Source organism: Niabella soli DSM 19437 (genome assembly GCF_000243115.2).
GTDB classification, from domain to species: Bacteria; Bacteroidota; Bacteroidia; order Chitinophagales; family Chitinophagaceae; genus Niabella; species Niabella soli.
In genome coordinates, this window is record NZ_CP007035.1 from 2,365,309 (window position 1) to 2,381,584 (window position 16,276).

Genomic DNA, 16,276 nt, shown 5'->3' on the forward strand with positions numbered 1-16,276 from the left:
CTCCTATGGAGCGGTCATAAAACGGAATGTTATTTTGTTATAAGACTGAATGGCTTTGTTATGGGCTGCATCCACTGCACCTTTTAATTTCCCCTGTGCATCTTTGCTGATGGTAATAGTGCGCCAGTCGAATGCGCCTTTTTCATAATCCATCGTAACGCCATCATCATCGTACAATTTGTAGGCTCCCGGTTTGCTTCCATATACCCTTATCTCCAGATCCACTTTTTGTCCTTTTTCGGGAGCATGCAGCAGGGGCGGCATCAGGGGTATAATACCGCCATCTTTTACATACACGGGGATCTTATCCAGGCCAGGCGCAACGGTGATGATCTCTCCATCCCCGGCATAAGCGCCCGTATAGAAATCGTACCATTTTCCTTTGGGCAAGATCACTTTTCTTGATTGCTGCCCGGTAAACAAAGGCGCTACCAGCAAATATTCCCCTGCCATATACTGATCCTTTACTTCTTTGGAAACGGCTTCCAGGTAGGGATTATCTTCCAGGTTCTTTTTTACCGTTGTGTTCGTTTTATTTTCAAACCCCGGCTCCAGACTCATGCCGCGAAAAACGGGCGTTCCTTCGTAATGATATTTTGCAAACTCCGAATACCAGTAGGGCATCATACGCATCCGCAACAGGGCGAGTTCTTTTATGGGTGCCGCAACATCTGCATAAGACCAGGGTTTGGTGCCACTGGACCAGGCGTTGATCATGGCCATGGGCGAAAAGATCACGGTCTGAAAACGACGGATCCATTCTTCAGATGTTTTGGAGGCACGGGCTTCGGGCGTCCATAGTACGCCAATATACCCACTATTGATCAGCGCTGTGATAAAATCTTCATGATTATAATAATCATTATAAATAACATAAGGATAGGTATTGGCGCCCGCATTGGAAGCACGTACCAGTCCATAGGTGCGTTCATTTTTTTCTTTGAACATATCTAAACTATACCGCATGGCCAATACCCCATAGGTTTGCCGCATTTGCTCACCGGTGAGCCCACCGGGAAAACGCGCCACATCCGGCCACAGATAATAATCATACCCATCCACCTCATCAATCTTATAACCGCTTACGCCAATGTCCACCTGGTCTTTCTTTAACTGACCAAAGAAGATCTTCCGTGCTTCCGGAATCGTAAAATCCGGCACTTCGCCGGTCCATACCGTATGTGATCCGGTATAAGGAGCAATCTGTTTATAGAAAGAAGCCTGTTTGGAAACATAGGGATTGATCCAGAGATTGAGACGAATATCCTTCTTCAGCATGTCTTTTACAAAACCCGCGGGATCCGGATAGCGCTTTTTATCCCATTCAAATGTTCCAGGGTAAGCGCGGCTTTGCCAGCCGGGCTCCAATCCCACAAAGTCCAGCGGATACCCTTTCAAACGGAACGAATCCACTTCCGCTTTTACTTCATCGGAAGTGAACAGTGATTTAACACGTTGCGTAAAACCCAGCCCCCACCGGGGTGGCAGCGCACCGCCACCGTTAAACAGGTTGTACCGCCGCACCGCATCCAAAGCGGTTGGGCCGGCAAATACGTATATTTCGGTACCGGCAGCAGGCACCAGTATTTCAACGGCATCCGAGTACGGACGCGAGCTCCAGCTTTTATCCTCATTGCGGTTTTTCTCCACCGGCGGATGTTTGCTGTCTTTTCTTACTGCAGTGCCGGCATATACAGTAATATATCGCGCTGTATTAATAAATACGCCGTAACCCGCGCTGGACACATAAAAAGGAACCGGCGCGTGTGTTCTGCCATTATCTTTTCCGCCATAATGGTCCATATGCAATTGCAGGATCTTTCCCCGCTGGTACACGGTCTGAAAATTTAAGCCCAGGCCAAACAATTGCTCCTTTTCCGCCAAAGGAAACCGCAAATACGTTTTTCCATCAGTAAGGGTAGCCTGTATCTCTTCCTGTTTTAACGGAAAAGATGCTTCCCCCATTTTTTGCAAAGCAGCAAGGGAAGGAGTGGATCCGGAGGCCTTTACTAAATCATACTTTTCCGGCTGTCCGGCCACTCCTTTCCACACACCCGGCGCCACCTGCTGCCAGGTAAGTTGCTGGGCGTCTGCCTTACTTAACACAACGAGTAGAAAAAACGTTAGAATTTTTTTATAGATCATAACTAAATTTCAATCGATAATACAATTTCATTGTTTGAAGGTGAATAGTGAATCAATGTCGTTTCCTTAAGCTTTTGGAACGGATCTTTTTCAAAATTGGATTGCTACTATTGTCTTTTCATTTTTATTGATGCCTTCATTTTATTTTGTTTCTTCTCTTACTTTTTTCAGTCGATAAAAAAGTAAGCAAAAAATCTTTTTTCCGCCGGGAGGTGAATTCCACCCCCTGTTTCGCAGCCCGGCTGGGGTGGAATCGGTTAACTCTGCGCTACAGGCCTGGTTTTGGCGCCTTTCTGCTGTTCTGTTTTTAAAAAGCTGCCTGGCGGCGTCAAAACCGCCGTTTCGCTTGATTTGCCCTTTCACTGCCCGGCGTAAATCCTTCTAAGTAACATCCGTATTAAAAAATATCAAAAAAGAACGAACTCTGAATGCTAATAAATATAATGCCCTTCTACATTCCTTATTCAATATTTCTTATTCTACATTCTCCGAAACCCGCCGCTTAAGGAAACGGTATTGAATAGTGAATGGGCAATGGTGAATGCCGCCTGACGATTGACCATTGCCTATTCATTTCTACAAGGGCACGATCGTATATCGTTTTCCTTTTTCCGTTTTAAAGTCGATCGTATACCCCTTTGTCTGATTCACTTCTACCAATCCCTTCCGGGTATTATTATCATAGAAGGTTTTGCCATAATGGGTCAGCAGTGCATTGTCTACAGCACCCGATGCCTCTACTGATTTTATCTCCAGTACTTTTACGGGTTGTAGTGTATGCAGCCTGCAAATGCCTCCTTTTTCAGCATAAATAATCGCTTTGCTTAGCCGGCTGTTGCTCCAATCGATTGATACGTTGAAATCACCCCGGGCTCTGATACCACTGATACTTCCCTTTTTCCATACGGAAGGCAGGGCCGGCAACAGGAACAAATACCCTTCATGACTTTGCAATAATAGTTCCGTCATGCCTGCCGTAGCGCCAAAGTTTCCATCGATCTGAAACGGAGGATGGGCATCAAATAAGTTAGGATAGGCGCCGCCGCCGCCCATTACTGCCCGTTTTTCGCGCGGGTCGATATAATGAAATGCATCACTCAGAATTTTATAGGCATGCTCCCCGTCGTGTAAACGCGCCCACCAGTTTATTTTCCAGGCCATCGACCAACCGGTACTTACATCGCCCCGAAAGATCAATGATTGTTTGGCAGCAGCAGCCAGTTCCGGCGTTTCACTTAGGGTTATCTGGCTCCCCGGATAGAGCCCGAATAAATGCGACAAATGCCGGTGCTGGTCTTTGGGATCGTCCCAGTCCTTAAACCACTCCTGCAACTGGCCATACTGACCAATATGAAAGGGATATAATTTTTCTTTTATCGTAGAAAGCGTTGCCGCAAAAGCGGCGTCGGTTTTTAAAACAGCGGCCGCTTTGATCACATCCGTAAATAATTCCCGGATAATAGACATATCCATCGTACTGGCCATTGCCACTTCATATTCTTTCCCGTTTACCTTCATGGTATTTTCAGGCGACGTGGATGGGTTGGTTACCCAGTAACCAGTAACCGGGTCCTTTACCAGCCAGTGCTGTAAAAACTGTGCTGCGCCTTTCATTAAAGGATAGGCCGTATTCCTGAGGAATGCTTCGTCCCCGGTATATAAATAATGCTCCCACAAATGCGTACTGAACCAGCCGCCGGCCATGGGCCAGCAGGACCAGCGCGTTTTGGCCGAGGGATCCACCCATCCCTGCCCCCCCGGGGGTGATGTCTTTGCCCATATATCAGAATTATGATGCACCGTCCAGCCTTCCTTAATTCCATAATTAACTTTTGCCGTAACCGCACCGTTCACCGCTAACTCCTTCATGAAATCAAACAACGGCTGATGACATTCAGAAAGATTAGTGTTTTCGGCCGGCCAGTAATTCATTTCCGTGTTGATATTAACGGTATAATTACTGCCCCAGGGCGGTTGTACCTGGTCGTTCCAGATGCCCTGTAAATTGGTAGGCTGCGATCCCGGGCGGGAGGCAGCGATCATTAAATAGCGTCCAAACTGGTAATACAGCGTTTGCAAACCAAAATCATCGGGAGCTTTTGTAAATACTTTCAGCCGCTCATTAGTAGGCAGTTTCGCGTTTGCTGACCTGTTCTCAATTGCAAAGGATACCCTGTTGAACAAACGCCGGTAATCGGTTGTATGATTTTGCAAAAGCCGTTCAAACGGCATCACCTGCACCCGCTGCATTGTTGCGGTTGCTTCCACATGCGGATCTTTTCCCTCTTTACCCGGCGATTTATCAAAACCATTAAAACTGGTGGCATTGGTAAGGTAAATGGTAACAGCGTTCGCGTTCGAAACAGTGAGCTGCTCATCGGCCCCGTTTACCGTTCCCTCCTGTGCTATTACTTTAACCTGTACTTCAAAATTCGTTCCTTCCCCATTCCAATCGTCATATACCACCTGCTCTTTTTCGTACGCCCGGTTGGCCACAAATTTTGGTGCCTTGCCTTTCAACAGCAACCCGTTTTTCCCGTTCAAAGCCACTTTATATTTGAGTTTGCTGGAAAGCGCCGCAGTAAAACTGACCGCATTTTTTTTATCGGCTGTAATGCGGATCACCATTGCCTTATCCGGATAACTGATAAACGTTTGACGGGTGTACCGGACCCCGTGCAAGGTATAATTTACAGTAGCTGTGGCGGTATGCAAATCAAGATCGCGATAATAAGCCGAAGCAATTGTATCTGCTCCCTTAAGCTTCAGCCACAGATCGGCCATAGGAAGGTATCGCGCTGAATAAGGACCATGCATTTGTTTCCATACGACAGCGGCACTGTCGTATTGCCCGGCAAAAACCAGTTTACGTACTGCTGCCAGTATCGCAGGACCACCAGGCGTGTTGCCCGGATTAGGTGCGCCCGACCAAAGCGTATTATCATTTAGTTGGAAGCGCTCTGTACCCACGCCTCCAAACACCATTGCCCCGGTTTTGCCATTACCAAGGGGCAGCGCTTCTTCCCATATTGAAGCAGGTTTTGTATACCACAACTTCAATTCCTGTGACGACTGCGACCGCTGCGCTGCTACCACAACACTCATGGAAGACAGTACTACCAGTAATATACTTTTGATCATCATTTTATAAATTTAGAAACACCACCGGGAGCTCTTCTACTTTAGCGCTGGCAACCGATCTGCCCCCATTAGCTTTAATACGGATAATGGCGCGCCCGTTGTATAACTGCACCAGCCTTGATCCGGAGGAAGTACCTAAATCGTCCAGCAAAGTACCCTCTCCTGTTAAACCAAACCGGATCCAGTTGGCTGCATCCAGGCATTGAATATCCTGAGCATCATACAACTTCGCTTCCAGGGTAATTATTCCGCTTTCTTCTTTAACCTTTTCCAACTTTACTTTTGCGGGCCTCCCCCATTGTTGTGTTTGATACGCAAAACTAATAGTATCTTTTACAACCAGGCGCCCCTTCCTGGCAATTACATAAGCGGTATTGGCGCCTTTTTGCAATACTACATTCCAACGCAAGCCGGCCGCCGGAAAGTCCTGGCTGTTGCGTTTTTTAGCTCCCGCCGATTTTCCGTTTATAAACAATTCTGCCTCATCACAATTGGAGTACACTTTGATCATTTTTTCTTCCCCTTCCTTCCCCCATCGTACCGGCCAGCTATGCCCATAAATGTGCGCCATCGGCTTTTGCGCCCAGTAAGACTGAAACACATAGTAAGCTTCTTTCTTTGTGAGATCCCGTTCCACCACGCCTTTCTGATTCATGTAAGGGACGGGGTTATCGGGCCGTATAGGTGTGGAAAAATCTTTAAATACCCATTGCGCGGTACCGGTAAGCCAGGGCATGGTTTCCTGTTCTTTTAAATGCCAGTCCATCAGGTTACAGATATAGGTCTCACTCCAATCGCCGTCCTTTGAAGCCCGCGCCGCCCCTCCGTATAAAGAAGCATCGCCCGAGCGCTCGTCCGCTGCACCCGTAGCCTTGATATTCTGCAATGCTTTATCCGGGTTTTCTGAATGCCGTCCGGCATGGCTGTCGCCACCCCACTCCACATGCAGAAAATGATCTACCGCGTCAAATTCTTTTTTTGTTACCTCTTTATATTCAGTATAAATACCGCGATACCAGCCCGCCCAAATAGAAGGGGAATAGACATCTACAATATCTTTACAAAAATCACAACGGCGTATCGCTGTTTTACGGGAAGCATCCAGAGAATGCGCCAGGGCATTCAGCTCCTTCATATAAGTACGGATCTTTTCTTTGTCAAACTCCGGAAAATCGCCCGGCCAGTCGTTCTCATTCCCCAGCCCCCAGATGATCACAGCGGGATGATTATAATGCTGTTGGATCATATTCATCAGCATCCGTTTTCCCTGTGCCTGGTATACAGCGCCCCCCAGTCCGCCGCGGCACCAGGGAATCTCTTCCCATACCAATATACCCAGGCTGTCGCATAAGTTTAAAATGATGCGGGATTGCTGGTAATGTCCCAGGCGGATAAAGTTCACGCCCATCTCCTTCATTTCGATCATTTCCTGTCGCATCAGGTCTTCTGTCATAGCAGCGGCTACTCCCGCATGGTCTTCATGGCGGTGGGTTCCCCGCAACAATAATCGTTTTCCGTTCAATAAAAACGGACCATGTTTTTGAAACTCAAAACTGCGGAACCCAACGGGTGTAAGGGTTGTATGCGTACCGGCGCTAGTAGTAAGTGTTACTTCCAGTTTATACAAAGAAGGCGTTTCCGGCCCCCATAGTTGAGGGTTCTTCACCGGGAGATCCCCGATGGTGAGCGTGCCGTCAAAAGCCCCCAGTTCTTTTTCTGTTTTTTGAAGCGCTTTACCCTGTGGATCGAACAGCCTCAATTGTATTGTTCCCTTCTTTAACTGACCGGGGTTTGCGATGTTTAGTTTTACATTCAGGTTGCCATTTTTAATACCGGTAACAGTAGGCAAGGCAAAAACCTTATCTACATACGCGGCCGGTTCATATACCAGGTTTACATAACGATACAACCCTCCGTACACATTAAAATCAGAAAGATCGGAGGGCATCATTTCCAGGTCGCGCGAATTATCGCAGCGAATAGAAATGGGAACCTTCCCTTTAAATTGTTTTACCAGGCTATCCTGTTTTTTAAAAGCATTCACCGCGTCGGTAATATCCACCGTCCACTCATCATACCCCCCCACATGCGCGCCTACTTTTGTAGTGTACACATATACTTCCGTTTTTTGCCCGGCGCCTTCAAAATGCAATAGCGTTCTTCCCTTGGCGTAAGGATTCTGAACCCTTAGCTCCGTTTTATACCACATCGGCCCCTGGTAATAATTTACGTCAGGATCCACCGCATCCCGCTCATTCGCGCAATGCGGGAGGGATACTTTTGTCCACAGGGGCAGGGCCTCGGGGTTGCCTTCTTTTACCGGCCGCACGGCTTCCCAAATGCCGCCGAGATCTTCTTTTAGAAATAACCAGCCGGAATTAAGCCTTACTGATTGTTGTCCAAACACCTGAGCACACAAAAAGCATACTATTATGCCCAGTCTGAATTTCATAAATATTTTTTAATTATTATTTATATAATCCACCACGCGGTCCACCACATGTACCGGACCGTTGGTGGAAATGATCCCGGCGGTGCGTGCCTGAACCACTTTTCCGCTTCCGATAAAATCGTTGATGCTGAATTTCATATTCTGGTCATTTACCAGGCTGAAGAACATGACACTCTTGGGATTCTTAGAGTCCGCTCCTTCTGGCAGCATCGTTTTTACCTCTATGGGCGTTGGTCCAACCGTACCGAAGGTATAATCACCATCGACAATTAAATACAGCAACCAGTTCTTTACGGAGTCTTTGGGATAATCTTCCCATTTTTTTGCCGTTACCGCAGGAGCGCCGATGAAATGATAGCCAAAATAACAGTCATTGGTGATCACATTTTTATTTAGCCGCAATATCGCATCATTATGCAGGAAGATAAACGTTTTATTTTTTTGAAGATAAAGACTGGTATCAATTCCTGAATATAAGATCCCCTGGTACATTCTTTTAAAGATCGTATCGGCGGGAGTGGTTCCCAAAGCCCGGTCTTTCAGGAATTGCCAGGCCGATTTATTAATATGCGGATCCAGCACTACCGGTTCAAAGTGCCAGTCGGTCTGGCGTTCCAGCCCAAATAGTTTTTTACAGCCAGTTCCAGCAACCAACAGACATGCAATGCTAAAAATGAATAGTATTTTATAATTTGTTTTCATAATTTTTCTTTTATTATTGTCCACAGGTAATTCTTAATAAGGAGGATTTTGGACCAGCTTGTTATTTGCATCCAGTACATTCCTGTTGATGGGCCATAGAATTGTTCTGGGATCGCCAAATCCTACAGCCGGTGACCCCATTCGTGTCTGTCTATACTTCAGAATAGGGTCCATCACTTCTATTACCTTGTCTGTCCGTTCTAAATCGAACCAGCGTTTTGCCTCCATGTAGAGTTCCAGTTTCCGCTCTGCCAGGATCGCGTTCTCCATTATCGGCTGGTTGTTCAAAGAGTCAGCCCTATACGCTGCCACTCCGGCCCTTGCGCGCACCTGGTTCAACAATTTTAGCGCCGTGGGACGGTCCTCTAACTTGTTGGCAGCTTCGGCTCGGAGTAATAATATATCTGCCCAGCGATAAATGGGAAACAATATGTTTGCCTCCGCCCCGTTTGGATAGAGTTGATTCCCTTTTGCATCTAAATTGGGCGCATAGAATTTTAAAAATTTATCATGGCTCGAATTTTTAAAATCAATTGTCTGCGGCCCCCTGATATCGGCCGGTGTTTTGGTCCAGTAAGTCCAAACAGAGTCCTCTACCTCAAAATCGCTGTTGGTATTGCCGGCTCCTATCAAAGTAGAAACATCTGCACCTCCGTCTAAGGTCCAATCCCAATATACGCTCCATATAGATTCTTTGGTAGCGGTGGGATTAATAAAAAGATTCTTCCAGGTGGCTGTCGGCTCCAGGCTATATTTTTTCAGCGCTACCAGATCATCATACCAGGTTATTGCTGAGGCATAGTCTTTTTTCCACATAGCCACATCCATCAGTAATGAATAAGTAGCTCCGATATTTGCCTCGTACACGTTATTGAGGGAGGGGTTGGACAGGGACGCTGCCAGTTTCAGATCGCGCAAAATAACAGTGTCTATAATAATATCCTTTGAGGTTCTGGCACGATTTGGCTCAATACTAATATCATCGTAAGGCTCTGTCCAAACAGGTACATCCCCCCAAAGACGTATCAGCCAAAAATAGCATAACGCCCTGGTAGTGTAGCATTGCGCCAGGTAATGATTGATTGCTTTTTGATCAATACCTGTTTGATATTTCGCTTTTACAATGGGAATATTCTTTATCCCGAGATTGGCCCGAAGGATCGTTACATAAAAATTTGTCCAGTCAGAACCTGTAATTCCCGCGGCAAGACCATTCATGGCGTAGGAAATATTTCCATATTGCCCTACTCTTACTTCATCAGTACGGGCATCGCCGTAGAGGGTATAGTTATTATCAAAGATAGACTGTATCCCATCGTACATGGCGGCTACTCCTCCCTTAATATCATCTTCCGACTTCCAAAAAACGTCCGCTGCAATTTCCGTCTGGGGTTTTTGATCCAAAAATTTTTTACATCCGGTTAAAGAACAGGCCAGCGCCACAAAAAACAAACCGTAAAATATATTTTTCATATTCATTGCTTTAAAAGTTAAGATTAACACCCAGCCCTATTTCGCGCCTCCGGGGGTAACGGCCATTGTCCTGTCCCATTTGCAGAGGATCGTTCGACGGGAATTCGGGATCAAACCAGCTATAATTGGTCCAGGTAAGTATGTTGGAACCATAGGCATAAACGCTGGCGCCTTTTGTAAATATTTTCTTCGCCCACTGGGGTTTTATGCTATAGGTCAGCCGGGCGTAGGACAGCCTGATAAAGGATCCATCTTCAAGGAACCGGTCGCTCATCCGCATGTTGCCGGTGGTTTGCCTCCTGCTCACTTCCGGAACATTGGTTATATCACCCGGCTTGAACCAGGCGTCATAAATTGTTTGGGGTCGGGGAATAATATGTGTGGTGCCGTAATTGTCGAGTGTCTGAGCTGCATTATTATAAATCTTATTTCCCCAGGTGGTATTAAATGTGAACGAAAGAGAAAATTGTTTGTAAGTAAACGTATTAATAATTGCTGCAAAAAATTTAGGCTGGGCATTCCCTAATATCTGGCGGTCGTTATCATCAATAACACTGTCTTTGGTAATATTATCGAAGATCACATCGCCTCCTCTCAGTTTACTTCCTCTTCCGTACACACTGTGCACTACACCAGTGTAAGGTTGTCCTTTATAAGTATACCCAGTAAATTGGCCTGACCCATCAAATACAGGAGTCAGTTGTTCCCAGTTGTCATTATAAGCATTGGATTGATCGTAAGCATATACGCCAAGTGATTTCCATCCGTAAAAGTCACCCAACTGTCCTCCTTCTCTTATCAGCCATCCGGCGTTACCGCCATCCGAGGCATTTCCTGAAACGAAAGACTCATGATTGTATAATGATTTAACCACTCCCTTATAAGTTGAATAGTTGGCGATCACATTCCAGTTGAAATCTTTTTTGGATATTACGGTTCCGTTTATCTGGAATTCAAATCCTTTTGTCTGGATGCTTCCCAGGTTCACCCGTACACTATTAAACCCTGTTTCTCTTGGCAGCGGCCGGTTATACAACAAGTCTTTGGTAGTTTTATCGTAATAATCAATGGCTACTGTGATCCTGTTCTTAAGGAAACTCAGGTCCAATCCCGCGTTTGCCTGGATCAGGCTCTCCCAGGCCAGCCGGGGGTTACCAAATGAATTTCCGAAGGCAACGCCGGAAACGCCATTATAATAATCGCCGAATCCATAGCGGAGCAACGCGTCGTAATTACCGATACGCTCATTACCCACTTTACCATAGCTAAACCGGAAACGGCCATCTGATAAAATAGATTTTGTTGACTGCATAAATGCTTCGTCAGAAAAACGCCAGCCCACACCGACCGTTGGAAACAGCCCCCAACTGTTGTCCTTTCCAAACCTCGATGATCCGTCATAACGTACCGAACCATTTACGGTGTAACGGCCTTTATAGCTGTATCCCAAACGGCCAAAAACAGAGGCCAGTGAGTTGCCGCTTGCCGTGAACTCTGCAGGTAGAATGATTTGTGCCGAGTTAATAGAAATAATACTTTCTGTAGCATAGTTCCGGGCATCGGTAGAAGTTGCGTTTCTTTGTGATTTTTCCGCGCTAAATCCTGCTGTTGCATTAACGCTATGATCTTTGCCCATCCGGGCGTCGTAGTTTAGGTATGCCTGGTACTGCCATTCGGTAGAACGGTCAAACTCTTCAGAACCATTATTGGTCAAAGGATTGTTAGAGCTTAATATTTTAGGTGAAAAATAAAGGTCGTGCCCCTGGTCAAATAAGAAGGTGAAATTTGTTGTAAAGCGAAGATTCTTTAAGATCGAATATTGTATTTCGTTAAACAACTGCCCATTATACTGGTCTTCAAGATTCACTTCATACAAGGCTACAGACAAGGGATTCCGTCTTCCGCTGACATATCCGGTAAGGCTTCCGTCCGGATAATAGAGCGTAAAGTTAGTAGGTCGCTGAAAGGTCTGATTAATTGTATTGCCTTCATTAATATTGTTCCGTTTACGATACCCGAATTGATACCGGGTAATAAATTTAAATTTCTCAGATGGTGAAAAATCCAGGTTGGTACGGGCCTGTATTTGCTTTCCCCAACTGTTCAGGATCAGCCCCTGATCATTAACATAACGCACATTGGCATAGTAGTTCATGTTTTTGCTGCCCCCGCTGATCCCCAGATCTGCCTGGTCTTTTTTTGCCATGCGGGTCAACGCGTCCTGGTAGTCATTATCTGCATTAAACCCCGGGTTCAGAGAGTCGGCGCTTGTGCCGGCAGTGGAACTGTTAGGGCTTTGTTTTTGTCTGAATAACCGCACTTCGCTGGCGTTCGCCTGCCGCAGTTTATGTGCCAGGAAACCGTAGTTGCGCAAATAACGGAAATCGATCCTGGGCTTTCCTTCGACGCCTTTTTTTGTTGTTATGATGATAACGCCATTTGCAGCGCGGGAACCATAAATAGCAGAAGAGGCGGCATCTTTCAAAATTTCTATTGATTGGATATCATTAGGATTTATATTATTTCCATTAGCGCCCACCACGCCATCAATCACATACAGCGGCTCATTGCCCGCACTGGAAAAAGTGGAGCCTCCGCGAATAGTAACCGAACTTTCGGCACCCGGCTCTCCGGAGTTGTTAATTACCAAAAGGCCGGCAGCCTGCCCCTGAAGCGCATCGGCTATGTTTACGGCCTGCCGTTCTTCAATTTGTTTGGCACTGATGGAAGTAATGGCCCCGGTTACATCTCGTTTCTTTTGTGTACCATAACCAATTACGATCACATCATTAAGATCTGTAGTGGCCTCAAAAAGAACAACATCCACCGTTTTTTTTGTTCCTACCGTCTCTTCCTTCTGTACATATCCTACCGAAGAAAACTCCAGTACGGCATTATTACCCGATACGCGTATAGTGTAGCGTCCCTCTGCATTGGTGTTAGCACCTGTACTGGTGCCTTTAACGATAACGGAAACGCCACTAACAGGGTTACCTTTCGAGTCGGTAACCTTACCTGTCACATTGATATCCTGCGCATACAAAATTCCCGAGCAACAAAACAGGAAAAAACAAAAAGCAATAATTCTGGTTAGGGTCTCCCCTGATTTTTTACAATAATCTTTCATAAAAGCAATTTAAAGTTCAATCGTTTTCACAAGCTGCAATAATAGTACGATCTAAAGTGCGAATATGCCCGCATTTTGGCTCATAATTAAGTAATTTTAGCATCTTACGATAACGTTTTCCCAACAGCGGTTTTTTAGCCGGTTAATCTCTATAAAAAAAGCGTTTCCTTTTCCAAACAGGGAAAATCGTCTTTGAATGTGCTATACCTGTCCTTTATGGTAATATTGTTAACCAGAACGCCAAAAGAACTGCTGACGGATATGCTACTTTACATTACTTTGAAGTTTTAAAATTTAAAGTGATGAAAGCCCTGGCAATAGTATTTATTCTTTTCTGCCTTCCGGCCGGCTTATATGCGCAAACTGCCGCCCTCACCAATAACCGGTATGTGGCTGCGATCAGCCATGATACGGTTTACGTGGTTTCAGGAAACACATTTTCTTTTACAGTTGACACTCCTGAAAACGAGGGGCTGGTCAATACGACGCCAACCGCTGCTGTTTTTCTTTCAGCAGCAAACGCCCAGGAATCTGTTTACACCATAACTGACAAAAATGGGAAAACAAAGCAGAACGAAGTATTGGCCTCCGGCGATAAATTAACCATACAAGACAAAAAAGGAACCGTACGCCCGTTTCAGCTCCTGCTTAAAACAGCAGCCCTGGGCGGGCGCCTGGAGGTACTACAAAAAAGTTATACAAAAAATACCAGGAGCGACCTTCGTTTTGAATATACCGCGGGGCAAAGAAGCCCGGATGCGACGGTGCGTTTATGGCTGCCCGCAGGCGTAAACGTTACTCCTGAAAACACGACCGTAAATATTATCGGACGCGGCGAGGTATTATTAAAAGCGCTGAGCAAACAATCTGTAGGAAGAACCGGAACAAATTATCCTTATAAAAAAACAGGCAGCTTTACAATCTCCGATAACGGCCGTTTACTGATCCTGAAAAACCTGGACCTGCGCCCGGCGAATGGCCCTGACCTGAGTATTGTCATCCATAATGTTACTTTTTCAAACACAGGTGTCTTTTCTATAAAAGCCAATTACACCACTACGGCCCCGGCGGTGCTAACGAGCAGCGACCAGACTAATGCTTTTGTGGTGACCCCTACCCTCTCCGATCTGAAGCGGGTACCGTCCCCGACCTCCCGGTACAGCGAAACGGCAACCCTTTACACCACCACTACACTTACCTGGAGCACTATAGGAACGCCGGGCTTAAAAGTACAGTCATCTGTTGACGACGGAAAGAGCTGGCAGGGTGCCACGGCATCAGTTGATGGATCAAGGGGACGGGCCTTTATATCCGGCTTACAGCCAAATAAAAAATACCTGTTCCGGTTATCGGTTCAAACAGGGCCACAGGCGGGCTTTTCCAATACCGTTTCTTTCTACTCAGGAAAAATAGATATCAAAGATTTTGGCGTTACGGGTAACGGATCCGATGATACCCGGCAAATAAACGAGGCCATCGCTACCATTCATAAAATGGGAGGCGGCACCCTGTTCTTCAGCAAAGGCGTTTATAATGCCCGGACCATTCATTTAATGAGCAATGTTTGGCTTTATATAGATAAAGACGCTACGATACAGGCACTGAAGCGCGGGGATGCGCCGGAGGCCACGTGGTTCAGCGACCGCAAATACCGGTCCGGATTATCACCAACGGATATGGGGCCTTACGAAGATCCAGAAAACTGGACGACCAAACAGGATGTGGGTCATACGTTTTTTCGCAACGCGTTGTTCACTGCCGAAAGAGCCGATAATATAAAAATCATTGGGAATGGTACCCTTACAGGAAAGGGCAACCTGGTAACCAGCGACAAGGTTATGAATAATGCGCCGGATAACCGCAGCGATAAACTATTCTCCTTAAAACTGTGCACCAATATTGAAATAGGAGGCATTTACCGGAAAGAGGATCTTTGGTACGACAGCGCAGCAAACGCTCCCTATTATATAGTAAAAAATAAGGTCCGGGATTTCAATACAGACAATATGCTTCAAATCGATCGCGCCGGTCACTTTGTATTGCTGGCTACGGGAACGGACAACATAAATGTGCACGATACCTATTTTGCAAAACACGAAACATCCAATGCCCGGGACATCTATGATTTTATGAGTTGCAATAACGTAACCGTTACAAATATTTATTCCCGGGTGAGCTCAGACGATATTGTAAAGCCGGGATCCGACTGTTCACTGGGTTTTACACGCCCGGCGAAAAATTATAAGATCAGGAATATAATCGGTGATACGAACTGCAATCTTTTCCAGGTAGGATCGGAAACCGCGGACGACATAACGGATATCTGTGTAGACAATATTTATGTGCTGGGGGCTAATAAGGCGGGCTTCTCCATATCTACCAATGACGGCGGGCATGTTAAGAATATCCATCTTAATTGCGGGGAAACCGGCCCGGTACACCATCGTTCAAAAATGTTCCGCACCTATACGCCGTTCTTTATTTCTATCTCTAACCGGGGACGGGTGTTAGGCGCTACTGCAAAGCGTTTCCGTTTTACTGAAAACGGTCTGGCCCGGGATGAACTGCTGGTTACTAATGTTTCCATTGGCCAGGTAGAAAATATTTTACTGAATGGCGTTGATATTGCCGAAGTATATGCAGGTAGCGCTTTTAGCAGCAAGGACAAGCAATGGCACCCGTTTGACGGAACCCAGGGCACGGCCACCCCGATCGTGGCCGGGTATCAGCTCCCCGAAAATAAGAACGTAAGTGGCGGGCTTGACTTCCGGCTGCCGGATGGCCGGTCGACCGGTTATATTACCAATATTGTTTTTAACGATCTGCGGGTGTTGGTTAAAGGCGGGCACCCCGCTTCAGACAGCACGGCGATCCCGCCGGAACTGGGCGTAGGGCAATACAATGCTTCCAACCTGAAAGTGCAACCTTCCTGGGGCTTCTGGGGGCGTCATATTAAGAACATCGCTATCAAAAATTCCAGCTTTGCTTTTGAAAAGCCGGATGGCCGGTATGCGCTTCTCCTGGATGATGTTCAGAATGCCCGGCTGGAGGGGATTAAGATCCAGGGAAAAACCACCATGCCGCTCATTAATAAAAATACCCGGACCATTACATTAAAATAAGCTATGCCGTCTTTGGTATTGATAATAAACCGAGGCCACGCCTCTTGTATGTTCATGGGAGGGGTGAGTTCTGATCCGGTACGATGACATTCCTTATGCGACAGAAAGTCAGAG

At 46.2% G+C, this 16,276-nt stretch carries 7 protein-coding genes; 1 reads left to right on the forward strand and 6 read right to left on the reverse strand.

The genetic code is table 11. The annotated features are described in order from the left end of the window. Positions 1–3 precede the first annotated feature (3 nt). The 6 genes from NIASO_RS10005 to NIASO_RS10035 form a co-directional block, all read right to left on the reverse strand. The gene (locus tag NIASO_RS10005) at positions 4–2,145 is read right to left on the reverse strand and encodes a glycoside hydrolase family 31 protein (RefSeq protein WP_008585499.1); all 2,142 of its coding nucleotides are present in this window, start codon (positions 2,143–2,145) and stop codon (positions 4–6) included. Between the two features lie 576 nt (positions 2,146–2,721). Beyond that, positions 2,722–5,289, reverse strand: coding sequence for a glycoside hydrolase family 95 protein (locus NIASO_RS10015; protein ID WP_008585500.1), 2,568 nt, complete (start codon positions 5,287–5,289; stop codon positions 2,722–2,724). 1 nt (position 5,290) lies between these two features. Then, positions 5,291–7,738 carry a glycoside hydrolase family 2 protein gene (locus NIASO_RS10020; protein ID WP_008585501.1) on the reverse strand — a complete coding sequence of 816 codons (2,448 nt, stop codon included), beginning with the start codon at positions 7,736–7,738 and terminating at the stop codon, positions 5,291–5,293. Positions 7,739–7,747: 9 nt separating this feature from the next. Continuing rightward, positions 7,748–8,440: a hypothetical protein gene (locus tag NIASO_RS10025; protein WP_008585502.1), complete on the reverse strand. Its 693-nt coding sequence runs from the start codon at positions 8,438–8,440 to the stop codon at positions 7,748–7,750. A 33-nt stretch (positions 8,441–8,473) separates the two neighbouring features. Then, positions 8,474–9,913: a RagB/SusD family nutrient uptake outer membrane protein gene (locus NIASO_RS10030; protein ID WP_008585503.1), complete on the reverse strand. Its 1,440-nt coding sequence runs from the start codon at positions 9,911–9,913 to the stop codon at positions 8,474–8,476. A 10-nt stretch (positions 9,914–9,923) separates the two neighbouring features. Further along, positions 9,924–13,040, reverse strand: a complete 3,117-nt coding sequence (locus NIASO_RS10035) for a SusC/RagA family TonB-linked outer membrane protein (protein ID WP_008585505.1) — start codon at positions 13,038–13,040, stop codon at positions 9,924–9,926. 302 nt (positions 13,041–13,342) lie between these two features. Between NIASO_RS10035 and NIASO_RS10040 the strand changes: the two genes are divergently transcribed. Further along, positions 13,343–16,162, forward strand: coding sequence for an endopygalactorunase (locus NIASO_RS10040; RefSeq protein WP_008585507.1), 2,820 nt, complete (start codon positions 13,343–13,345; stop codon positions 16,160–16,162). Positions 16,163–16,276: the final 114 nt, after the last annotated feature.

What these genes read in the sequence shown, in the direction of transcription:
- NIASO_RS10005 (WP_008585499.1), bottom strand. Translation starts at nt 2,145, where the DNA reads ATGATCTATAAAAAAATTCTAACGTTTTTTCTACTCGTTGTGTTAAGT.
- NIASO_RS10035 (WP_008585505.1), bottom strand. Translation starts at nt 13,040, where the DNA reads ATGAAAGATTATTGTAAAAAATCAGGGGAGACCCTAACCAGAATTATT.
- NIASO_RS10015 (WP_008585500.1), bottom strand. Translation starts at nt 5,289, where the DNA reads ATGATGATCAAAAGTATATTACTGGTAGTACTGTCTTCCATGAGTGTT.
- NIASO_RS10040 (WP_008585507.1), top strand. Translation starts at nt 13,343, where the DNA reads ATGAAAGCCCTGGCAATAGTATTTATTCTTTTCTGCCTTCCGGCCGGC.
- NIASO_RS10020 (WP_008585501.1), bottom strand. Translation starts at nt 7,738, where the DNA reads ATGAAATTCAGACTGGGCATAATAGTATGCTTTTTGTGTGCTCAGGTG.
- NIASO_RS10030 (WP_008585503.1), bottom strand. Translation starts at nt 9,913, where the DNA reads ATGAAAAATATATTTTACGGTTTGTTTTTTGTGGCGCTGGCCTGTTCT.
- NIASO_RS10025 (WP_008585502.1), bottom strand. Translation starts at nt 8,440, where the DNA reads ATGAAAACAAATTATAAAATACTATTCATTTTTAGCATTGCATGTCTG.